The 21,912-nt window shown below is 69.2% G+C and carries 17 protein-coding genes; 7 read left to right on the top strand and 10 right to left on the bottom strand.

Annotation, left to right across the window (positions count from 1 at the left end; all coding sequences use genetic code 11):
• Positions 1-136: 136 nt before the first annotated feature.
• Positions 137-619, bottom strand: coding sequence for a hypothetical protein (locus tag IE660_RS01750; RefSeq protein WP_203566586.1), 483 nt, complete (start codon positions 617-619; stop codon positions 137-139).
• Between the two features lie 27 nt (positions 620-646).
• A complete protein-coding gene (locus tag IE660_RS01745) occupies positions 647-2,812 on the bottom strand; it encodes a S9 family peptidase (RefSeq protein WP_203566585.1) in 2,166 nt (721 codons plus the stop codon).
• A gap of 131 nt (positions 2,813-2,943) precedes the next feature.
• On the opposite strand from IE660_RS01745, the gene IE660_RS01740 reads away from it, so the two are divergent.
• Entirely contained in the window at positions 2,944-4,587 is a 1,644-nt protein-coding gene (locus IE660_RS01740; protein ID WP_203566584.1) for an RNA polymerase sigma factor, read from the top strand.
• A complete protein-coding gene (locus IE660_RS01735; RefSeq protein WP_328701794.1) occupies positions 4,571-5,122 on the top strand; it encodes a GNAT family N-acetyltransferase in 552 nt (183 codons plus the stop codon). Before IE660_RS01740 ends, IE660_RS01735 begins: the two co-directional genes overlap by 17 nt.
• A gap of 136 nt (positions 5,123-5,258) precedes the next feature.
• On the opposite strand, the gene IE660_RS01730 is transcribed toward IE660_RS01735, so the two are convergent.
• Positions 5,259-7,208, bottom strand: coding sequence for an acyl-CoA dehydrogenase family protein (locus tag IE660_RS01730; RefSeq protein ID WP_203566583.1), 1,950 nt, complete (start codon positions 7,206-7,208; stop codon positions 5,259-5,261).
• Entirely contained in the window at positions 7,205-7,876 is a 672-nt protein-coding gene (locus IE660_RS01725; protein ID WP_203566582.1) for a TetR/AcrR family transcriptional regulator, read from the bottom strand. Before IE660_RS01725 ends, IE660_RS01730 begins: the two co-directional genes overlap by 4 nt.
• Positions 7,877-7,965: 89 nt before the next feature.
• Between IE660_RS01725 and IE660_RS01720 the strand changes: the two genes are divergently transcribed.
• Genes IE660_RS01720 through IE660_RS01710 form a run of 3 tightly spaced genes read left to right on the top strand, consistent with a single transcriptional unit; the run spans position 7,966 to position 11,503 of the window.
• A complete protein-coding gene (locus tag IE660_RS01720) occupies positions 7,966-9,210 on the top strand; it encodes an acetyl-CoA C-acetyltransferase (RefSeq protein ID WP_203566581.1) in 1,245 nt (414 codons plus the stop codon).
• A 2-nt stretch (positions 9,211-9,212) separates the two neighbouring features.
• Positions 9,213-10,616 (top strand): 3-oxoacyl-ACP reductase, encoded by a 1,404-nt coding sequence (locus IE660_RS01715; RefSeq protein WP_203566580.1) that lies wholly within the window; start codon positions 9,213-9,215, stop codon positions 10,614-10,616.
• Positions 10,616-11,503: a MaoC family dehydratase gene (locus tag IE660_RS01710; RefSeq protein WP_203566579.1), complete on the top strand. Its 888-nt coding sequence runs from the start codon at positions 10,616-10,618 to the stop codon at positions 11,501-11,503. Before IE660_RS01715 ends, IE660_RS01710 begins: the two co-directional genes overlap by 1 nt.
• 231 nt (positions 11,504-11,734) lie before the next feature.
• On the opposite strand, the gene IE660_RS01705 is transcribed toward IE660_RS01710, so the two are convergent.
• Both IE660_RS01705 and IE660_RS01700 read right to left on the bottom strand, forming a co-directional pair.
• On the bottom strand, positions 11,735-12,589 hold the full coding sequence (locus IE660_RS01705) for an aldo/keto reductase (RefSeq protein ID WP_203566578.1): 855 nt from the start codon (positions 12,587-12,589) through the stop codon (positions 11,735-11,737).
• 144 nt (positions 12,590-12,733) lie between these two features.
• Positions 12,734-12,931, bottom strand: a complete 198-nt coding sequence (locus IE660_RS01700) for a DUF7455 domain-containing protein (protein WP_203566577.1) — start codon at positions 12,929-12,931, stop codon at positions 12,734-12,736.
• Positions 12,932-13,188: 257 nt separating this feature from the next.
• Here IE660_RS01700 and IE660_RS01695 point away from each other — a divergent pair, with 257 nt between their 5' ends.
• Positions 13,189-15,258 carry a DNA gyrase/topoisomerase IV subunit B gene (locus IE660_RS01695; RefSeq protein ID WP_203566959.1) on the top strand — a complete coding sequence of 690 codons (2,070 nt, stop codon included), beginning with the start codon at positions 13,189-13,191 and terminating at the stop codon, positions 15,256-15,258.
• 143 nt (positions 15,259-15,401) lie between these two features.
• Positions 15,402-16,664 (top strand): MFS transporter, encoded by a 1,263-nt coding sequence (locus IE660_RS01690; protein ID WP_203566958.1) that lies wholly within the window; start codon positions 15,402-15,404, stop codon positions 16,662-16,664.
• Between the two features lie 4 nt (positions 16,665-16,668).
• Here IE660_RS01690 and IE660_RS01685 read toward each other — a convergent pair whose 3' ends face one another.
• The 4 genes from IE660_RS01685 to IE660_RS01670 form a co-directional block, all read right to left on the bottom strand.
• The gene (locus tag IE660_RS01685; RefSeq protein ID WP_203566576.1) at positions 16,669-17,163 is read right to left on the bottom strand and encodes a beta-class carbonic anhydrase; all 495 of its coding nucleotides are present in this window, start codon (positions 17,161-17,163) and stop codon (positions 16,669-16,671) included.
• 10 nt (positions 17,164-17,173) lie between these two features.
• A complete protein-coding gene (locus tag IE660_RS01680) occupies positions 17,174-18,037 on the bottom strand; it encodes a type 1 glutamine amidotransferase family protein (protein WP_203566575.1) in 864 nt (287 codons plus the stop codon).
• A 212-nt stretch (positions 18,038-18,249) separates the two neighbouring features.
• Entirely contained in the window at positions 18,250-19,314 is a 1,065-nt protein-coding gene (locus IE660_RS01675; protein WP_203566574.1) for an SIS domain-containing protein, read from the bottom strand.
• 9 nt (positions 19,315-19,323) lie between these two features.
• Positions 19,324-21,816 carry a DNA gyrase/topoisomerase IV subunit A gene (locus tag IE660_RS01670; RefSeq protein WP_203566573.1) on the bottom strand — a complete coding sequence of 831 codons (2,493 nt, stop codon included), beginning with the start codon at positions 21,814-21,816 and terminating at the stop codon, positions 19,324-19,326.
• Between the last annotated feature and the right edge of the window lie 96 nt (positions 21,817-21,912).

Here is a 21,912-nt window from a genome sequence, read left to right as displayed (position 1 = left end):
CGGACCGTCAACCCAGCCAGGTCACGGCGACCTGGTTGGGGTTGACGTCGGTGGCGGTGATCCGGGCTTTCCAGCGCCCCTTGGTCATGGAGGCCACAGGCTGGCCTGGTCGCGTCCGCGGGGGTTGCTTCCAGCCCTACTGTTCGAAGGTCGAGACCAGGTCGTTGCGGGCCTGTTCGAGGGTGTCGGGCACCCGGTGGGTCCGGCTCACCTGCGGAGATCCCTTGAAGCACCAGGTGTTGCCGCGCACGTCCTCGCTGCTGAGCTCCCAGCCGGCTGGCATCGTCGTCGCATCGGCCAGCTTGACCAACCGGGCGGGCTCAGGAGGGGCTGTCCGCCCGACAGCGGTGCCGGCCAGCAGGCCGACCACCACTGGCCCGATCAGCACCCAGCGCTGGTAGGGGAACCGGAACAGCGCCAGGACGCCGACCAGTCCGAGCGCCATGATCGCGCCCGTGGTCAACCAGCCGTACGAGGTGGACGACAGGCCGAGGAACCCGGCGACCATCCACACCGTGAGCAGCCAGACGATGCCCAGCACCAACGCCCCCAGCACCTTGAGCAGCGGCTTGATCGACGAGGACGGCCGCTCGGCGACCGGTGGTGTGGCTGAGGTCATGGGCGGCAGCGTAGGGCAGGGACTGGGTCAGTCGGCGTCGTCGTGCGTGAGGTGGTGAGCGGTGCCCTGGTCGATCGTCCAGGCCAACTCGAAGGCCAGTTCGCGCCACTTCTCGTACCGCCCGGTGACACCGGCGTGCCCGGCCACCATCTCGGTGCGCTGAAGCACCGGACGATCAGGGTCGGCCACGGTGGTGTGGCGCAACTGCTGCACCCACTTGGTCGGCTCGACCACCTCGACCCGGGTGTCGTTCAGGCCGGTGGTGGCCAGGATCGCCGGGTAGCGCACCGCAGCGATGTTCTCGTAGGGGGCATAGGAGGCCATGTAGCGGTAGACCTCGGGGTCGTGCAACGGGTCGCCCCACTCCTCCCACTCGGTCACCACCAGCGGCAGCGACGGGTCGAGCACCGTGGTCAGGCAGTCGACGAAGGCCACCCCGGCGTGCACCGCCCGGAACAATTCCGGGGCCAGGTTGGTCGCCGCACCGACCAGCAGGCCGCCGGCGGATCGTCCCTCGGCGACCAGCCGGTCGGGACTGGTGTAGCCGTGGTCGACCAGCCAGCGAGCGGCGTCGACGAAGTCGGTGAAGGTGTTCTTCTTGGCCAGCGTCTTGCCCTGGTCGTACCAGGCCCGACCCATCTCGCCGCCGCCGCGGATGTGGGCGATGACGTAGGTGAAGCCGTGGTCGAGCAGGCTGAGCCGGGGGATCGAGAAGGTCGGCGGGATGCAGATCTCGTACGACCCGTAGCCGTACAACAAGCACGGTGAGCTGCCGTCGAGCGGGACGTCGGCGCGCCTGATGATCGACAGCGGCACCAGGGTGCCGTCGCCGGCGGTGGCCCACTGCCGTTCCTCGACGTAGTCCTCGCGCCGGTACGGGCCGTGCACCGGGTGGTCGAGCACCGGGGTCACCTTGAGGGTCTCGAGGTCGGCGCTGTCGAAGTGGTACTCCAGCACCGAGGCCGGCGTACGCAGTGAGGTGTAGCGGATCCTGACCCGGTCGGTGTCGACGTCGTCGCCGGAGACCGCCTCGGCCTCGTGCACCGGGTCGTCGAAGACCACCGGACGTACACCTTGGGGTCCAGCGGCGGCGAGGTCGTGCACCTCGATGCCGGCCAGACCGTCGCGCCGGCGGCTGACCACCACATGGCCGCGGTAGGCGTCGACGCCGGTGTAGCGCACCCCGTCGCTCGGCCCGGCGAAGTCGCGCCACGACTCCCGTGGTGCCAACTCGTCGCCCTCGCGCTCCCAGTCCAGCGGTGCCCGCGAGACCTGGAAGTCGTCGGAGTTCGCGTTGTGCAGGATGAAGACCTCACCGTCGCCGACCTCGACCTCGTAGTCGAGTCCCTCGGTGCGACGGGCGACCGGACGAGGGTCGGCCTGCGGTTGGTCGATGGGCAGCAGCCACCACTCCGCAGTGAGCTTGGAGCCGTCGGCGATCACGATCCAGCGCCGGTCGCGGGACTCGACCGCGCCCAGCCAGTAGCGCTCGTCCGGCTCGGAGAAGACCAGGCGGTCGGTGGCAGGGTCGGACTGCAACTCGTGCATCCAGACCTCGTGTGGCCGCCAGGCCTCGTCCACCCGGGTGTAGACCAGACGTTCGTCGCCGACCCAGGCGATGCCGTGCCCGACTCCGGTCAGGAACGGTCCGAAGGTGCGATCCTGCGCGAACACCCTCAGCGACACGTCGAAGCGCTCGTCGCCGGCGTTGTCGACCGAGTAGGCCAGCATCGAGCCGTCGGGGGAGACCGAGAACGCCCCGAGCGAGAAGAACTCATGGCCCTCGGCCTCGATGTTGCCGTCGAGCAGCACCTGCTCGCCCTCGACCGCGGACGAGGGGTCGGGGCGGTGGTCACGATCAGTGGCCGGCACGCGGCACCAGATCGGGTACTGCTGACCCTCGACGGTGCGGGTGTAGTACCAGTAGGCCTGCCCACTGGTGTGGGTGCAGTACTCGGGCACCGAGACGTCGGTGAGCTGGGTGCGGGCCACGATCGAGTCGTAGACCTCGGTGCGCAGCGCCTCGAGGTGGGCGGTCACCTGCTCGGTGTAGGCGTTCTCGGCCTGCAGGTGGGCGATCACCTCAGGGCTGGTCTTGTCACGCATCCACTCGTAGGGGTCCTCGAAGACCTCACCGTGGTGCTCGCGGACGATCGGCCGGCGTTCCGCGACCGGCGGTTGGGGCATCGACATGCGCCCCATCCAACCACGGGGTGGCTGTTGGTTATGGGCGAGTGGCGTGCAAGAATGGACGACTCAGGGTCTTGACAGCCTCGTGCCTTTTCATGCCCTGAATCCGATTCACCCGTACCGAAAGGGTACCTGTGCCATCACGCGCCACTGCTCAGGACAAGACCGTCGCCGCCGCCGAGGACCAGGCCCCGAAGACCACGCGACGCAGGAGCACGGCAGCGAAGGCGGACACCCAGTCGAGCGCTGCTGAGGCCTCCGCCAAGCCCGCCACCTCGCGCCGAGCGAGCACGGCCACCAAGGCTGCTCCCGCGGCGAAGACCGCCCCTGAGACGAAGGCTGCCCCGGCGACCAAGACGGCTGCGGCCAAGACCCCCGTCGCGAAGACGACGACCGCCAAGGCCGCGACTGCGAAGACCGCTGCCGCCAAGGCCGAGGACGTCGAGACCAAGGCCGCTCCTGCTCGGACGCGCGCCAAGGCCGCCCCTGCCAAGACCGCAGCGGCCAAGGCCGCGCCGGCGAAGGCGACCACCACGCGCACCCGGGGCAAGGCTGCCCCCAAGGTCGAGGCGCCGGCCGACGATGTCGACGAGAACACCGAGGTCGACGAGCTCGACGAGGGCGAGGACGAGCCCACCGTCGCTGCTGTCGCCACCCGCGAGATCGAGGTCGAGGCCCAACTCGACGGTGACGACGTCGTCCTCACCGTCGGCGGCAAGAAGCGCTCGCTCGACGACGTCGACGAGTCGACCTTCGAGCCCGCCGAGACCGCCAAGGAGGAGAAGGAGCTCGTCGAGGACGAGGGCTTCACCGTCTCCGACGCCGACGACACCGATGAGCCCGAGCAGCAGGTGATGGCCGCCGGTGCCACCGCCGACCCGGTCAAGGACTACCTCAAGCAGATCGGCAAGGTCGCCCTGCTGAACGCCGAGATGGAGGTCGAGCTCGCCAAGCGGATCGAGGCCGGCCTGTTCGCCGACGAGCAGCTCAACGACCCCGCCGTCACCGTGAAGGCCAACGACTTCGACGACTTCGAGTGGATCGCCGAGGACGGTCGCCGCGCCAAGAACCACCTGCTCGAGGCCAACCTGCGCCTGGTGGTCTCGCTGGCCAAGCGCTACACCGGCCGCGGCATGCTCTTCCTGGACCTGATCCAGGAGGGCAACCTGGGCCTGATCCGTGCGGTCGAGAAGTTCGACTACACCAAGGGCTACAAGTTCTCGACCTACGCCACCTGGTGGATCAAGCAGGCGATCACCCGCGCCATGGCCGACCAGGCCCGCACCATCCGCATCCCGGTGCACATGGTGGAGGTGATCAACAAGCTCGCCCGCGTCCAGCGCCAGATGCTGCAGGACCTCGGTCGCGAACCCACCCCGGAGGAGCTGGCCAAGGAACTCGACATGACCCCTGAGAAGGTCGTCGAGGTGCAGAAGTACGGCCGTGAGCCGATCTCGCTGCACACCCCGCTGGGCGAGGACGGCGACTCCGAGTTCGGTGACCTGATCGAGGACTCCGAGGCCATCGTCCCGGCCGACGCGGTCAACTTCACGCTGTTGCAGGAGCAGTTGCACGACGTGCTCGACACCCTGTCGGAGCGTGAGGCCGGCGTGGTCTCGATGCGCTTCGGCCTGACCGACGGCCAGCCCAAGACGCTGGACGAGATCGGCAAGGTCTACGGCGTCACCCGTGAGCGGATCCGCCAGATCGAGTCGAAGACCATGTCGAAGCTTCGTCACCCGTCGCGCTCCCAGAGCCTGCGTGACTACCTCGACTGATCGCATCGTTGCCCTGTCCAGGCCGGGCAGGTTCCGCATCCGGCAGGCCGGATTGGACGACCTGCCGGCGCTGGCCGCGGTCAAGGCCTTGGCCTGGCGCCAGGCCTACGACTTCGACGAGGCCGTCTTCGTCCGGCAGGACGAGCTGGCCGCCCGCGCGGCCGAGTCATGGCAGCAGCGAGCCCGCCAGGGCAGCTACTTCTGGGCCGTGGTCGACACCCAGACCATCGACCCGGTGAGCGGGCAGCCGTCATTCGTGGGTATTGCACATGCCTGTGCGGCTCGTGACGACGACGCCCCGCAGCCGCTGGAGCTGGCGATGATCTACCTGCTCGAGGTGGCCAAGGGTTCAGGGATCGCCGATCGCCTGCTCGAGATCTGCATCGGCGACGCCCCCGCCTACCTGTGGGTGCTCGAGGGCAACGAACGCGCGATCAGCTTCTATCGTCGGCACGGCTTTGAACTCGACGGGGCCGCCCAGCCCCTGAGTGGGGAGCTGAGCGGCCACCGCGAGGTGCGGATGGTGCGTTCCTGAGGCATGAGGGAGCCGACCCTGGTGGTCGAGCCGGAGTCACGGAAGCGACCGTCAGAGGCGCCCCGCCGACCGCCCGTGAGCCGTCAGGCGCCGTCGCGCCAGGTCGCGGAGTGATCTCCGGTCGACTCACCCTCGCTCAGGAGGCGAGCTCGACCGTGACCTCGGCCGGCTTGGCCTCGTCCAGCATCGCCGAGTTGAGCCAGCGCTCCTCGACCCCGAGCCCCTCGACCAGTTCCAGCGCCACCGGACGCAGCTCCTGGCACAGGTCGTCGACGGCCTGGGTGATCGCCTTGCTGCGCGAGGCGTCGATCCGCTCGTGCTCGAGGTACCAGGCCCGGTGCTCCTCCATCGTGGCCAAGGCGAACAGGTCGCAGACCCGCACCAACAGCGAGTTGATGTAGGGATCGTCGACGTGGTCGATCGCCTCGATGAAGGCCTCGAGCACCACCCGGTCGGTGTGGGCGCGGGCCGCTACCAGCATGTGCTCCTGGCAGGCGTTGATGGCGGCGAAGGCCTCGTCAGCGCCGAGCTTGCCGGCCGCGCGCATCCGCTTGGCCAGGCCCTCGACGACGTGACGCTCGCGGTCCTCGAACATCTGCACGTGCCAGCCGCGGGCGCGCAGCTTGTCAGACTCCGGCTGGCGCGACGCGGTGGTGACCAGACGGTCGATCAGGCTGCGGGCGGTCGTCCGTTCGAGGAAGGTGCCGCCGAGCATCCGGGCCGTCGCCTGGGCGGTGCCGCGCAGGTCGAGGTCGCCCCAGGTCTGCTTGTAGTCGAGCAGCAGGGCCTTGGCCACCAACTGTGACAGCACGGTGTTGTCGCCCTCGAAAGTGGCGAACACGTCCGCGTCCTGACGGATCTGGGTGATGCCGTTGGAGCTCATGTAGCCGGCGCCGCCACAGGCCTCGCGGGCGACCTGGATGGTGTCGTTGGCCCAGCGGGTGAGAGCCACCTTCATGCCCGCGGCGCGGGTCTCGAGCTCACGAGCCGCGCGCGGGTCGGAACCAGCCGCGTCCGAGACCCGCTGCAGCGCCAGCGACAGCTCGTTCATCGCGAACCCGTAGGCGTAGGCGCGGGCGATTTCGGGCAGCAGCTTGCGCTGGTGGGTCTGGTAGTCGAGCAGGGTGATCTCGGCGCCCAGGCCCGGACGACGGAACTGGGTGCGCTGCAGGCCGTAGCGGGTGGCGATGCTGAGGGCCTTGCGGGTGCCCGAGGCAGCGCCACCGGCGACGCAGATTCGGCCGCGCACCAGGGTGCCCAGCATCGTGAAGAAGCGAGCGTTCTTCGACTCGATCGGCGAGGTGTAGGTGCCCGACTCGTCCACGCCGCCGTAGCGGTCGAGCAGCTGCTCGCGGGGAACCCGTAGGTGGTCGAAGGTGATGGTGCCGTTGTCGACACCGAGCAGGCCACCCTTGTGGCCCTGGTCACCGGTGGTCACGCCGGGCATGTCGTTGAGCTCGTCGTCGCGGATCTGCACCAGGGCGACGTGCACGCCATGGTTCTCGCCGTGGACGACGAGCTGGCCGAACACCGCAGCCCACTTGCCGTGCTGGCCGGCGTTGCCGATGTAGGCCTTGGTGGCGCTGGGAGTGGGGGAGTGCACCTCGAACTCCGAGGAGTCCGGCAGCCAGGTGATCGTGGTCTCGACGCTCTGCACGTCGGAGCCGTGACCGAGTTCGGTCATCGCGAAGCAGCCGGTGCGCTCGCAGCTGATCGTGGCAGGCAGGTACTCCAGGTGGTGGCGCTGGGTGCCCAGGTTGGTGATCGCACCGCCGAACAGGCCGTGCTGCACGCCCGACTTGATGGTCAGGCTGAGGTCGCCCATGGCGAGCATCTCGAAGTGTGCGACCGACTGGGCCTGCGTGCCCTGCCCGCCGACCTCTTCGGGGAAGCCGGCGATGGCGAACTTGCGCTCGGCCAGGCCGACCAGCTTCTCCAGCGCCCACTCGCGGGCCTGCTCCAGCGGCATCGCGGGGTCACGGACCATGTCGTCAGCGCTCACCTCGGCGCGCCAACGCTGCTTGACCTCGTGGTGGGGGCCGTCGAGGGCGCGGCGAAGGGCCTCTCCGGTGGGGGTGATCGTCATGACAGGGACTCCTTTGTCTCTCGTGGTGCAACAGTCGTCGTGGTCGGGGCAGTGGTGATCTGGGCCGCGAAGGCCGGTTCGAACAGGTCGAGGACGAAGCCGACGATGTCGGCGCGGGGACGACGCAGGTCGGTGAGGATCCAGCGGTCGGCGACGGCCCAGACGAAACCGACGACACCGTGGCCCCAGGTGTTGGCCGGCGCGGTGTCGTGCCCATGGGCCTCGAGCCAGCGGGCGAAGGTGGCCGAGATCTCGTCGCCGATCACGTTGGTGACCCCGAGCACGGGGTCGGGAGAGTCGCCGGCGGGACGGTTGGCCACGAACCGGTAGATCTCCTGGTCGGCCTCGACCACGGCCAGGTAGGCATCGGCCAGGTCAGCGACCATCGAACTGGGGTCGGCATCGCTCGACAGCGGTTCCGCTAGGTTGCCCAGGATGAACCTGTGCACCGACTCGACGACCGCGGTGTACAGCCCCGCCCGGTCGCCGAAGTGGCGGTAGAACACCGGCTTCGAGGTGCCGGCGGAGGCGGCGATCTCGTCCATGCCCACGTTGTGCCCGTGCTGGCGGATGGCGCGCAGCGTCGCCTCGACCAGTTCGGTGCGCCTGGTGGCGTTGTGCTCGGCCCACCGCGTCGTGCGGCCGTCGACCACCCCGGATGTGCTCATGTCCAGAACAGTACCCGAAACTGTGAGTATCTGCTACCGTCAGTTTCACTCAATTCTCCCTCCCCACATCGGATCCCCGAGGAGACCCCATGGCAGTCCGCAACGCCGTCATCGTCGGCGGCAACCGGATCCCCTTCGTCAAGGCCGGCGGCAAGTACGCCCAGGCCTCCAACGTCGACATGCTCACCGCCACCATCGACGGGTTGGTCGCACGTTTCGGCCTGGCCGGCGAGAAGCTGGACGAGGTGGTCGCCGGTGCCGTGCTCAAGCACTCCCGCGACTTCAACCTGACCCGCGAGGCCGTGCTCGGCTCGGCGCTCGACCCGCACACCCCCGCCTGTGACCTCGCCCAGGCCTGCGCCACCGGCCTGGAGGCCGTCACCTACCTGGCGAACAAGATCCGGCTCGGGCAGGCCGACGTCGGCATCGCCGGCGGCGTCGACTCCGCCTCGGACGCCCCGATCGTGGTCTCGGAGCCACTGCGCCGCGCCCTGCTCAAGGCCAACCGGGCCCGTACCCTGCCCGACCGCCTCAAGGCGTTCGCCTCGGTGCGCCCGGCCGACCTCGCCCCCGTGCCCCCGGGTGTGGTCGAGCCGCGCACCGGTCTCTCCATGGGTGAGAGCCAGGCCCTGACCACCGCCAAGTGGGGCATCAGCCGCGAGGCGCAGGACGAACTGTCGGCCCGCAGCCACCAGCGCCTGGCCGCAGCCTGGGACGCCGGGTTCTTCGACGACCTGGTCACCCCCTACTTGGGCGTCACCCGTGACGGCATCCTGCGCCCCGACACCTCGGTCGCAGCCCTCGGCAAGCTCAGGTCGGTCTTCGGTGGGGCCGACGCCACCATGACCGCCGGCAACTCCACCGCCCTGTCCGACGGGGCCGCGGTCGTCCTGATCGCCGACGAGGACGAGGCCCGCCGCCGCAACTGGCCGGTGCTCGCCCGGGTCGTCGACACCCAAGTCGCCGCCACAGACTACGTCACCGGCAACGAGGACCTGCTGCTCGCCGGTGCCCGCGCCATCCCCGAACTGCTCGAACGCAACGGCCTCACCCTGGCCGACTTCGACGCGGTCGAGGTGCACGAGGCCTTCGCCTCGACCGTGCTCGCCACGCTCGCCGCCCTTGAGCAGGACGGCCACGGCACCGTTGACGTCGACAAGCTCAACGTGCACGGCAGCTCGCTGGCCGCGGGCCACCCGTTCGCCGCCACCGGCGGACGCATCGTCGCCAGCCTGGCCAAGGTGCTCTCCGAGAAGGGCCCCGGATCGCGGGGCCTGATCTCGGTCTGCGCCGCCGGTGGGCAGGCCGTCGCCACCATCCTCGAGGCGGTGTGACCATGAGCATCCTGGAGAAGATCTACACCTCACCGATCGGGCGCACGCTGGCCCCCAAGGTCGGGCTCAACGAGCCGCCGAAGCTGCGTCGCGGCCGCACCATGCCGACCGGGGCGGTGCTGCTCGCTGAACTCGACGGTGGCGGGCTGGCACGCCAGGTGCTCGAGGCGCTCGGCGTTGAGACCGCCGAGCCGCTGCTCGACCTGCCCGAGCACCGCACCCCCGACGACCGTGGTCGGCCGCAACCGCCGCGCTACCCGACCAAGGCCGGAGCCGTCGTGGTGGACGCCACCGGGCTGCGCGAGATCGCCCAACTCGAGGGCATCCGCCAGGTGCTGCGTCCGCTGATGCGCGGGCTGGAGTCGTCGGGTCGGGTGATCATCCTGGCCAGTGATGCCTCGGCGGTCACAGGGCTTGAGGCCAAGGCCGTCGCCCAGGCCATCGATGGCATCAACCGCACCGTTGGCAAGGAACTGCGGGCAGGCGCCACCGCCAACCTGGTCTTCGTGCGTGAGGGCACCACCGCCGACGACCTCACCTCGACCCTGCTGTTCCTGCTGCAGGGACGATCGGCCTTCGTCTCGGGCCAGACCTGGCGGGTCGGCCCGGCCAAGGCCGGCGATCGTCCCGGTGGGGACTACAGGTCGGATCGTCCGTTCGAGGGACGCGTGGTCGTGGTCACCGGAGCCGCCCGCGGCATCGGCGCGGCGATCGCTCGCACCTTCGCCCGTGACGGCGCCAAGGTGGTCGCCCTCGACGTGCCCGCCGCCGGCGACGCCCTGTCGAAGGTGGCGAACGAACTGCGCGGCACCGCCCTGCAACTCGACATCACCTCCCCCGAGGCCGGGGTGCGGATCGCTGCGCACGTCGCCCAAGTGCACGGGGCCGATGCCAAGATCTGGGCGATCGTCCACAATGCCGGCATCCTGCGCGACCGATTGCTCGCCAACCTGGACGAGAAGAGCTGGGCCCAGGTGCTCGAGGTCAACCTCGCCGCCGAGATGCGGATGAACGAGGCGCTGCTCGACACCACGCTGCCCGGAGGGCTCGGCGAGCAGGCCCGGATCATCGGCATCGCCTCGACCTCCGGCGTGGCCGGCAACAAGGGCCAGACCAACTACGCCGCCTCGAAGGCCGGCGTGATGGGCCTGGTCTGGGCCGAGGCCGACGAACTCGCTGACCGGGCCGTCACGGTCAACGCCGTGGCTCCCGGCTTCATCGAGACCGACATGACCGCCAGCATCCCGTTCGTGCAGCGTGAGGTGTTCCGCCGCACCAACTCGCTGCAGCAGGGCGGCCAGCCGGTCGACGTCGCCGAGACGATCGCCTGGCTGAGCGACCCGGCCTCCGGTGGGGTGAACGGCCAGGTCGTGCGGGTCTGTGGCCAGAACCTGGTGGGTGCCTGATGCCTCAGGTGCTGCACTTCGACGAGTTGCCCAGCGTCGCCGGGATGCTCGCCAAGCAGGTGACCCGGGTGCGCCTGCCCCGGCTGGGCTCGGCGCCTGCGCCACGCACCCTGCCCGACCGCCGGGCGGTGGTGACCTCGCACCGACAGGACCCCGACCGGCTCGCCCGCTACGACCGGGTGTGCGGCTACACCGTGCGTGACGAGGTGCCGGCCAGTTGGTTGAACGTGCTGACCTTCCCGCTGCAGACCGCGCTGATGGCCCAACCCGACTTCGGGTTCGGGCTGGCCGGGCTGGTGCACGTCAGCAACACCATGACGCTGCACCGGCCGGTGTCGGTGACCGAACAGTTGTGGCTCTCGGCCTGGGCTGACAACCTCGGCCCCCACCGCCGGGGTGCCACCTTCGACATGCATGGCGAGGTGCGGGTCGGCTCCGAGGTGGTCTGGTCGGGCACCAGTACCTACCTGGTCAACGGCGCCCAGGCGCCGGCGGGGACGACGGCTCGTCCCGTGGTCGAACCCGGCGACGACTGGCCCACGGTGCGCAGCCAGACCTGGCGACTGCCAGCCGACCTGGGCCGCCAGTACGCGGCGGTCTCCGGTGACGTGAACCCGATCCACCTGCACCCGGCGACGGCCCGGTTGTTCGGCTTCAAGCGCCCGATCGTCCACGGCATGTGGACCCACGCCCGAGCGGTCGCGGCCCTGGCCGGTGCGCTGCCCGCCGCCCACACGGTCAGGGTGCGCTTCGCCAAGCCCGTGCTGCTGCCGACCAAGGTCGGCTTCGCGGTCGAGCAGACCGCTGACGGGCACCGGTTCGCCGTGGTCGGGTCTGACGATCGCCCGCGTGTCGTCGGTGTGGTGGAGCCCGCCCAAAAGGGCTGAGACACGCCGAGGCGTCCGACACGATCACACTGGCTGCACGGTTCCGCAAGCGCCGTGCAGCCAGTGTGGTGGCTTGTCCGGCCTACGCCGACAACTCCGTGGTCATCCAGATCCTCGACGGATCGATGGTTCCCGTCTGATCGCCTGAGAGCCTGATCACCTGACACAACAGATCGGCGGTGGTCCCCTTCGGGGGGCCACCGCCGATCTGCGTGGTGTGGGGGAGTGTCGTCAGACGAAGATGGTGCGGTAGTCGTCGACCGCTGCGAGCACCTCGGCGGCCTCGTCCACGCTCATCCGGTTCTGCTCGGCCTGGTAGGCCAGCGGCAGCAGCGTCGACTCTCCCGCGGTGGCCAGGCCGGCGATCTGCGGGAAGCTGCCCAGCACCCACGACACGGCGGCGGTGACATGGGTCTGGTCGTCGAACGGCTCGTACCAGGTGGCGTAGCGGTGGTCGTCCTCGAGCCAGGGGCGGCGGGCGATCGCCTTGATCGTGCGAAGACCCACGTCGCGCTGTTCGACCAGCTCGAGCAGTTCGTTCCAGCCGTCGGCGAACACCGGGTCCTGGTGCAGCTGGTAGTTCATCGGGCACAGCACCGAGTCGAAGTCGAAGCGGCGCAGCGCCTCGGCGTGCACGCGCGGTGCCGCCTCGGTGTGGCCCGTGATGCCGATCCAGCGGGTCAGGCCCTCGTCACGAGCCCGCTCGAAGGCCGCGATCGGGCCGCCCTTGGCGAACACCTTCTCGAGGTCGTCGTCGTTGCAGACCGCGTGCACCTGCAGCAGGTCGACGTGGTCGGTCTTGAGCAGTTCCATCGAGCGGGTGATCTCGGCCCAAGCAGCCTCTTCGGTGCGCTCGGTGGTCTTGGTGGCCAGGAAGATGTCGGCACGGGTCCTGGCCACGAAGTCACCCATGACCTGTTCGGCGTGCCCGTACGAGGCCGCGGTGTCGTAGTGGTTGATGCCGGCGTCCATGGCCAGGGCCAGGGACTCGTCGGCGACCTGCTGGCTGACGCCACCGAGTCCGGCAGCGCCGTAGACCAGCACGCTGGTCTGGTGGTTGGTGCGCCCGAAGCGCCGCAGTTCCATGTTTTGTCCTTCTCGCGAGGGGGTCTGCACCAACGCTACGCCTTCGCCCTGGCTGCTGGACGATCCCGACCCCAAACGCACCGAGGGCCCGACCGCGACGGTCGGGCCCTCGGCCACTGTGTGCTTGGGGGACTGGGCAGGGCCTCAGTTCACCGAGCCGGTCTCGTCCTGGATCTTCAGGGCGACCTGGCGCAGCTTGTCCTCGTGGGCGCGAGCGTGGTGGGCGCAGAACAGCAGCTCTCCGCCGCTGGCAAGGATCACTCGCAGGTAGGCCTGGGCGCCGCAACGGTCACAGCGGTCAGTGGTGTCGAGGGTCCTGTCGTCGAGAACGGGAGAGGTCATGGCTGGCTCCTCACTGCTTGGTGCCTCACGCGCCGATCAGCTGATCGACACTTGGTGGACGCCGGTCACGGACCAAGAGTTCCGTGAGCGGCCTCCTGATCTGCAACACCAGACCGGTGCGGGTTGTTCCCGCCGGCTGGGGCGTCCAGACCAGGTCCAACTGCCACCCACGCTAGCGGGTCGGGTCAAGTGCTTTGCCGGGCGCGCCAGAGCGAGGGTTTGTCAGACCCGGTCGGTAGGCTCATCGGGTGGCACAGATGAAGGCAGTTCCGCAGGGTGGCCGAGACTACGAGGCCAAGCACCTGCTCGTCCTCGAAGGACTCGAGGCCGTGCGCAAGCGTCCTGCGATGTACATCGGGTCGACCGACACCAAGGGCCTGATGCACTGCCTGTGGGAGATCATCGACAACGCGGTCGACGAGGCGCTGGCCGGCTTCGGCACCCAGATCGTCGTCCGGTTGAACGAGGACGGCTCGCTGTTCGTCGCCGACCAGGCCCGAGGCATTCCTGTCGACACCGAACCCCGCACCGGGTTGTCGGGTGTCGAGGTGGTCTTCACCAAGCTGCACGCCGGTGGCAAGTTCGGCTCCGGCTCCTACAACGCCACCGGCGGCCTGCACGGGGTGGGCGCCTCGGTGGTCAACGCGCTGGCCAGCAGGCTCGACGTCGAGGTCGACCGCGGTGGGGTCACCCACCAGATGAGCTTCCGACGCGGGCAGCCCGGCGTCTTCGACGGCCCCGGCCCTGACGCCGGCTTCACCCCCAGCCACGAACTGCGCAAGGTGGGCAAGGTCAAGCGCGGTGTCCAGGGCACCCGGGTGACCTACTGGCCCGACCGCCAGATCTTCCTCAAGGACGCCGAGATCTCACTCGAGCAACTGCTCAACCGGGCCCGCCAGACCAGCTTCCTGGTGCCCGGACTGGAACTGCAGGTGCACGACGAGCGCCACGCTGACCAGGTGCACGAGACCTTCCTGCACGCCGGTGGCATCACAGAGTTCTGTGACTTCCTGGCCGAGGGCGAGAAGGTCTCCGACATCGTCCGGCTGCAGGGCAGCGGCGACTTCACCGAGACGGTCCCGGTGCTCGACGACGCCGGGGCGATGACCCCCACTGATGTCGAGCGCACCCTCGATGTCGACATCGCCCTGTGCTGGACCAACACCTACGACACCACCACCCGGTCGTTCGTCAACGTGGTCGCCACCCCCAAGGGCGGCACCCACGTCGCCGGTTTCGAGCAGGGCCTGACCAAGGCCTTCGTGAACTCGATGCAGGGCACCCGCATCCTCAAGAGCGGTGAAGAGATCGTCAAGGACGACATCCTCGAGGGCATGACCGCGGTGGTCACCGTGCGCCTGGCCGAACCCCAGTTCGAGGGCCAGACCAAGGAGGTGCTGGGAACCCCGCCGGTGCGACGCCTGGTCGCCCGGACGGTCGAGACCGAGGTGGGGAGCTGGCTGACCTCGAACAAGGCCGCGATCAAGGCCCAGGCCCGCACCGTGATGGAGAAGGTGGCCAATGCCTCCCGGGCCCGGGTCTCGGCTCGTGCCCACAAGGAGAACCAGCGCCGCAAGAACGCCCTGGAGTCGTCGACCCTGCCGCCCAAGCTCAAGGACTGTCGCTCCAGCGACGTCGACCGCACCGAGTTGTTCATCGTCGAGGGTGACTCGGCGCTGGGCACGGCCAACGTGGCGCGCAACTCCGAGTTCCAGGCGCTGCTGCCGATCCGGGGCAAGATCCTCAACGTGCAGAAGGCCTCGGTGGGCGACATGCTCAAGAACGCAGAGTGCGCCGCGATCCTGCAGGTGGTCGGTGCCGGGTCGGGACGAAGCTTCGACCTCGACCAGGTGCGCTACGGCAAGATCGTCTTCATGGCCGACGCCGACTCCGACGGCGCCCACATCCGCTGCCTGCTGGCGACGCTGTTCTTCAAGTACATGCGACCACTGGTCGAGGCCGGCAGGGTCTACTCGGCGGTGCCGCCGCTGCACCGCTTCGAGCTGATCAACCCCAAGCGCGGCTACGACAAGTACCTGTACACCTATTCCGACGCCGAGTACCAGCGCAAGCTCGCCGAACTCAGCAAGCGTGGCCAGAACTTCAAGGAGCCGCAGCGCTACAAGGGTCTGGGCGAGATGGACGCCAGCCAGCTGAAGGAGACCACGATGGATCCGCTGCACCGCACCCTGCGGCGGATCACCGTGGACGAGGCCGCTGCCGCCGAGTCGACCTTCGAGATGTTGATGGGCAACGACGTCGCCCCGCGCAAGGAGTTCATCATCGACGGTGCCTACCAGATCGACGCCGCCGCCATCGACGCCTGAGCTCGTCGCACGCTCCGCAGCCGGGGTGGTGCCCTAGAGTGCGGCGTGTGACGAACCCGTACGCCACCAGCATCGTCCAGCCACCCACCACCGCCCTGGAGTCGGCGCCGCCGTCGTCCCCGCGCAAGGTGGCTGCCTGGGCGATGTGGGACTGGGGCACCCAGCCGTTCAACACCGTGATCACCACGTTCGTCTTCTCGGTCTACCTGACCAGCCAGGCGTTCGGCGACACCAACTACACCTCGACCGCCCTGGCGATCTCGACCGCACTCGCCGGTCTGTTGGTCGCCGTGCTGGCGCCCGTGCTGGGCCAGAACGCCGACCGATCCGGCACCACGGTGCGCAACCTGCGCGTCCAGACCTGGGTGCTGGCGGCGCTGTCGGCCTCGCTGTTCTTCGTCAAGCCCGAACCAGGCTTCCTGGTGCTCGGGCTCGTGCTGCTCGGGGTGGGGTCGATCATCTCCGAGATCGCCGGCGTCAACTACAACGCCACCATCGAACAGGTGGCCAGCCCCAGCAACGTGGGCAAGGTGTCGGGCTTCGGCTGGGGGATGGGGTACCTGGGTGGCATCATCGTGCTGCTGGTGATCTTCTTCGCCTTCATCCAACCTGACGTCGGACTGTTCGGGGTGACCGGCGAGGATGGCCTCGACATCCGGGTCTCGATGCTGGTCTGCGGGCTGTGGACCCTGCTGTTCACCATCCCGACCTTCGCGATCCTGCGCGACCGCGCCCCCAACGGACGACCCCGGGTCGGCTTCCTGGCCAGCTACCGTGAGTTGTTCGGCACCATCAGGACGCTGTGGAACACCTCACGCCAGACCGCATGGTTCCTGCTGGCCTCAGCGCTGTTCCGCGACGGCCTGGCCGGCGTCTTCGCCTTCGGTGCGGTGATCGCCGCCGGGACCTTCGGCTTCAGCGCCGGCGACGTGATCATCTTCGGCGCGGTGGCCAACATTGTCGCCGGAGTCTCGACCATGCTGTTCGGGCTGCTGGACGACAAGCTGGGCCCGCGCACCGTCATCCTGTTCGCGCTCGCCGGCCTGAGCATCACCGGCGTGGCGATCTTCATGCTGTACGACCGCGGGGCGACCGTGTTCTGGATCTGCGGGCTGATCATGTCGGCCCTGGTCGGACCGGCCCAGTCGGCGTCCCGCAGCTTCCTCGCCCGGCTGATCCCCGAGGGCAAGTCGGGCGAGATCTTCGGTCTCTACGCGACCACTGGGCGCGTGGTCTCGTTCCTGTCACCGGCCTTCTTCGGTCTGGCCATCGGTATCGGCGCTGCTGTCACCGGCCGGGAGAACACCCAGTACTGGGGGATCCTCGGCATCGTGGTGATCCTGCTCGCAGGGTTCGTGGCGATGCTGTTCGTCAAGGAGCACCACCAGCACTCCACGATGGCCTGATGGTTCAGCTGAGCTGTTCCAGCAAGCCGGTGTCGACGTCATACATGAACCCGCCGACCTTGGCTCGTCCGGTGATCAAGGGGTGGGTGCGCAGCAACTGCACGTCGTAGCGCAGCGCGTTCGCCTGGTCGGGGCTGGCACCCAGACGCATACCGCGGATGTCGGTGTCGTTGCGCTCGAGCACGGCCGCCGCGATCGAGGCGTCGTCACCGCTGGCCATGGCGCACCGGGTGTGCGGCACCAGCATGATCCGGTTCACCCGCAGCAGGTGCACGCCGAGGATGCAGCCGACGAGGGTGTCCTCACTGACCCGGCCACCCGGGGTGCGCAGGATCTTGGCGTCGCCCAGCTTGAGCCCGAGCATGCCCAGGGGTTCGATCCGTGAGTCCATGCAGGTGACCACCAGCACGCCCGCGTGCGCGATGCCGTCGAAGCCGCCGTCGCTGAAGGTCTCGCCGAAGGTCTTGTTGGCGGCGAGCAGGTCGTCGAAGTCACCCATGCCGCACACTCTAGGACGCCTCAGCGACGCCGATGACCACCAACACCTGGTGGGGATCGATGCCGGCCTCGCCCTGGCCAGACCACTCGCCGACCACGACCGTCGGTGCAGCTGCCCCTTCGGGCAACCGAACCGGGGCGCTGATCCGGTCGGCCGTGTGGTTGGTCACCACCAACAGTCCGCCCTCGTCGCCGGTCAGTGCACCGCAGGTGGCGTCGGGGTGTTCGAGCGCGTCGGGCAGCCCAGCACCAGCGAGGTCGGCCAACCCCCGGTACAACTGCCAGGCCCCGCTGTCGGCGAACGGATCGTCCGGCTGCGACGCGAGCAGCAACTCCACCGGGTGGCTCACGGTCACCACCCGCCCTTGACCATGGGTGTGGACGAGCACGGCTGGTCGTCCGAACTGGTCGCGGGCTACCACCTCAGCACCCACCGGCTCCAGCCAGGCGCCACGCAGGGTCATGTCGGTGGTCGGTGCCGGGCACAGCAGCAGTGACCGGTCACCGAGGCCGGCCAGTGACCCGTCGACCTGTTCGCGCTGGAACGAGACCGCCACCTGCGCCTGGCTGGCCAGGATGAAGCTCGCCAGCCAGCCCTGGGTCAGCAGTTGCTCGTCGCGCACCGGGTTCCACACCGGCTCGGTCGGCGTGTAGGGGCCGGACACCCCCTCGCCCAACCCGTATGCGGCCGGGTCGTAGGGCTTGTGGATGACCCGTCGTCCCAGCAACTGCTCGGGGAAGATCCAGAACGGCGGCTCGTCGGTGAGGTCCCAGGCGATGATCTCGGCGTGCCCTGCCCAGCGCCTGGCCAGCATCGCGGCGTGCCGCTCCTGCAGTTCGAGCAGTTCGGGGGTCCCTGTGCGGGTTGCGGCCACGGGCCCAGGGCAGGTCCCAGTAGGCGTCGCCCACCTCGCCACCGACGAACAAGGTCGGGTGCAGCCACAGCCCGTGCCGGTCGAACTCGGCGTCGTCGACTCGCCAAGGCCAGTCCGGCCCACTGCGCGGGACGAAGTGGGTGCCGGTCGGGACGATGCTGCGTCCGTCGCGGCTCAGGAAGTGCCGACCAGTGGTCACCCGCTGTGACATGTCACTCCTTGGTGGTGGTCTTGGCCCCCTTGATGAACTCGCCGGGGGCGCTGGAGCGTTCGTGGGCCAAGGCCCACACCAACAGTTGCATCGGGACGAGCGCGAGCGCGGCGTCGAGCAGTGATCCGTCACCCGGCATGTGCACCAGCGGCCACGGCGGGGGAGTCCGGTCGGGAGCGGCCTCCCCGAGCGTGCTGATCTGGACGAGCCTCGTCCCGTGGCCGGCCAGGTCGTGCAGCAGCGCCTCGTCCAGGCCGGCCACCGAGGGTTCGGTGCTGATCACGGCCACCGCCAGACCGGGACCGGCGAGTTCGAGTGGGCCGTGGCGGAACTCTGCGGCGTCCATGGCGGTGGCCACCTGCATGCCGGCCTCCTTCATCACCAGGGCCGCCACCTCGGCGGTGGTGATGCCCTGTCCCCGGGCCAGCAGGAAGCAGGGAACCTCACCCACCCAGTCGCGCAGCAGTGTGGTCGTGCGCTCCCGGTCGCCGAGCGCCTCGTCGACCCGGGCCGCCAGACGGGTGACGCCGGCCTCGACCCGGTCGAGCACCTGGTCGAGGGGCGCATCGTCGACCAGCACCTGCTCGATCGCGTGGCAGACCACGATGCTCGCCAGCACACTCTTGGTCGAGGGGCCGTGCTCGGGGCCGACAGACATCGGCAGCACGACGTCCGCACGTCGGGCGGTGGGGGAGCCGGGGTCTTTGGTGATGCCCACCACCGACACCTGGTCGACCTCGCCGAGGCGCTCGAGCAGACGGACGAGTTCGGCGCTCAAGCCTGACTGGCTGACCGCGAGCACCACGCTGCCCGGGGCCAGTCGGGTGGAGTTCAGCAACTCGGCGGTGTGTACCGCCACGCTCGGCACCCCGGCCCGACGCAGTCGGCTGTCCAGCCCCAGCAGCACGTCGAACGAACTGCCCATGCCGGTGAGCACGAGCGGTCGTCGATCGCCGGTGACCCACTCGCGCACGCGGCGCAGGCCGTCGGCGTGATCCCGCAACCCCGCGGCAGCCCGGCGCAGCGCCTCTGGCTGCTCAGCGATCTCGTCGCCGAAGTGGTCCACCGGTACTCCTCAGTCGAGCAGGGACTGTTGCGTCGGTTCGTCCTGGGTCGCAGTGGGGGTGCTGCCCCGGGTGGCGACGGCCAGCACGGGCTGGGCACTGGGGGTTCCGGAGCCGTCACGTCGTCCGGTGGCCGGCGGCAGGTCTACCGGTGAGCCGGAGGCCGCACACGCGACCGCTGGCGAGGCTCCCGCCCAGCCGAGCAGCAGTGCGTCCTCACCCTTGAGGAAACGGTGGCATCGCACGCCGCCGGTGGCTCGTCCCTTGCCCGGGTACTCGTCGAACGCGGTGACCTTGACCTGGCCCGCCTCGGTGCCGGGCAGCGACGAGGAGCTGCCCGAGATGGTGACGACCACCGAGCCCTCGGCCGGTGCAGCGCCGAACCAGATCGCGGTGGCGCCGGCGCCGAGCTTGATGCCGGCGATGCCGCCCCCGTTGCGACCCTGCGGACGCACCTGACCAGCACCGAAGTGCAGCAGGTTGGCTTCGCTGGTGATGAAGACCAGCTCGACGTCCTCGGTGGTGAGCTCGAGCGCCCCGACCAACTGGTCGCCGTCGTCGAGCCTGATCACCTCCCAGGAGTCGCGGCCGAGCACCTCGGGGTTGACCCGCTTGACCACACCCCGCTTGGTGCCCAACGCCAGCCCCAGCGAGTCGGTCGACAGGGTGGTCAACGCCAGGGGACGTTCGCCGGTCTGCAGAGGCAGCAACTCGGTCGCCCTCGACCCACCCTGCAGGTGGGGGGCATTGGCGGTGGCGGGCACGGTTGGCAACTCGATCGCCCGGGCCTTGAGCAGCCGGCCGTGTGAGGTCACCACCCCGAACTCGGCATGGGCACTGGCCCTGATCGCCGAGGCGACCACGTCGTGGTTCGCGCGCGGCCCGGTGCTCGACAGGTCGGCGTCGGAGTCGATCCGGGCCAGCAGGCCGGTGGCCGACAGCAGCACCCAGCAGGGGTCGTCCGGTACTTCGAGCGGGGTGGCGGCCACCGCGGTGACCACGCCACCACCGGCCAGGAGCACGGTGCGCCTCGGCGTGCCGAACTGGCCCGCCATCTCACTGAGTTCGGACGAGACCAGCGCACGCAGCACCGCGTCGTCCTCGACGATCTCGGTGAGCCGGGCGATTGTGGCCCGCAGCTCGTCGCGTTCGGCCTCGAGCCTGATCGACGACAGCCGGGTGAGCTGGCGTAGCTGCATGTCGAGGATGTAGTTGGCCTGGGCCTCGGTGAGTTCGAAGGCCTCGATCAGGCGCGCCCTGGCCTCGGCGACGTCGTCGGAGGTGCGCACGATCGCGATCACGTCGTCGATGTCGACGATCGCCAGCAGCAGCCCCTCGACCAGGTGCAGCCGGTCGCTGGCCTTGGCCAGCTGGAACCGGGTGCGGCGCAGGGTGACCTCGAGGCGGTGGTCGAGGTAGACCTGCAGCGCCTCCTTCAGGCTGAGCGTGCGTGGCTGGCCGTCGACCAGGGCGACAGCGTTGATCGAGAACGAGTCCTCGAGCTTGGTCAGCCTGTAGAGCTGCTCAAGGATCGCGTCGGGATTGATGCCGTTCTTGACCTCGATCACCAGCCGGGTACCGTGGGCCAGGTCGGTGAGGTCCTTGACGTCGGCGATGCCCGAGAGCTTCTTGGACTGCACCAGCGTCTTGATCTGCTCGATGATCCGTTCCGGGCCGACCATGTAGGGCAGTTCGGTGACCACGATGCCTCGGCGGCGCGGACTGACCTGTTCGACCCGGGCGGTGGCCCGGATGCGGAAGCTGCCCCGGCCGGTGGCGTAGGCGTCGCGGATGCCGTCGAGCCCGATGATCTTGCCGCCGGTGGGCAGGTCGGGACCGGGGATGAACTGCAGCAGGTCGTCCAGGTCGGCGTCGGGGTGGTTGATCAGGTGCTTGAGCCCCTGCACCACTTCGACCAGGTTGTGCGGCGGCATGTTGGTCGCCATGCCCACCGCGATGCCGGTGGTGCCGTTGACCAGCAGGTTGGGGAAGGCCGCGGGCAGGACCGTCGGTTCGGTCTCCTTGCCGTCGTAGTTGGGCCGGAAGTCGACGGTGTCCTCGTCGAGGCCGGCGGTCATCGCGACCGCAGCCTGGGCCATCCGGCACTCGGTGTAGCGCATGGCAGCGGGGCCGGCGTCGAGCGAGCCGAAGTTGCCGTGGCCGTCGATCAGGGGCAGCCGCATCGCCCACGGCTGCGCAGTGCGCACCAGCGCGTCGTAGATCGCGCCGTCGCCGTGGGGGTGCAACTGGCCCATCACCTGGCCGACCACGCGGGCCGACTTCACGTGCGAACGATCGGGGCGGATGCCCATGTCGTCCATCGAGTAGAGGATGCGCCGCTGCACCGGCTTGAGGCCGTCGCGCGCGTCGGGCAGGGCGCGCGAGTAGATCACCGAGTAGGCGTACTCCAGGAAGCTGGTCTCCATCTCGGTCGAGACGTCGACGTCGATGATCTTCTCGGACAGCTCGTCGTCCAACTGGTCCTGGGTGGGCTTGCTCGCCATCTGCTTCGGTGCGCTCCTTGCTGGTCGTCGCGACCCCTCATTGTCGCGTGCGCCCACTCATGGTTGCACCAGCACACGCCGCGCGCTCGGCCGCCG

Origin of the sequence: Aestuariimicrobium ganziense, from assembly GCF_015352975.1 — a bacterium.
Classification (GTDB): Bacteria; Actinomycetota; Actinomycetes; order Propionibacteriales; family Propionibacteriaceae; genus Aestuariimicrobium; species Aestuariimicrobium ganziense.
Note: the sequence above shows the minus strand (reverse complement) of the source record. Positions and strands in the feature narration are given on the sequence as shown.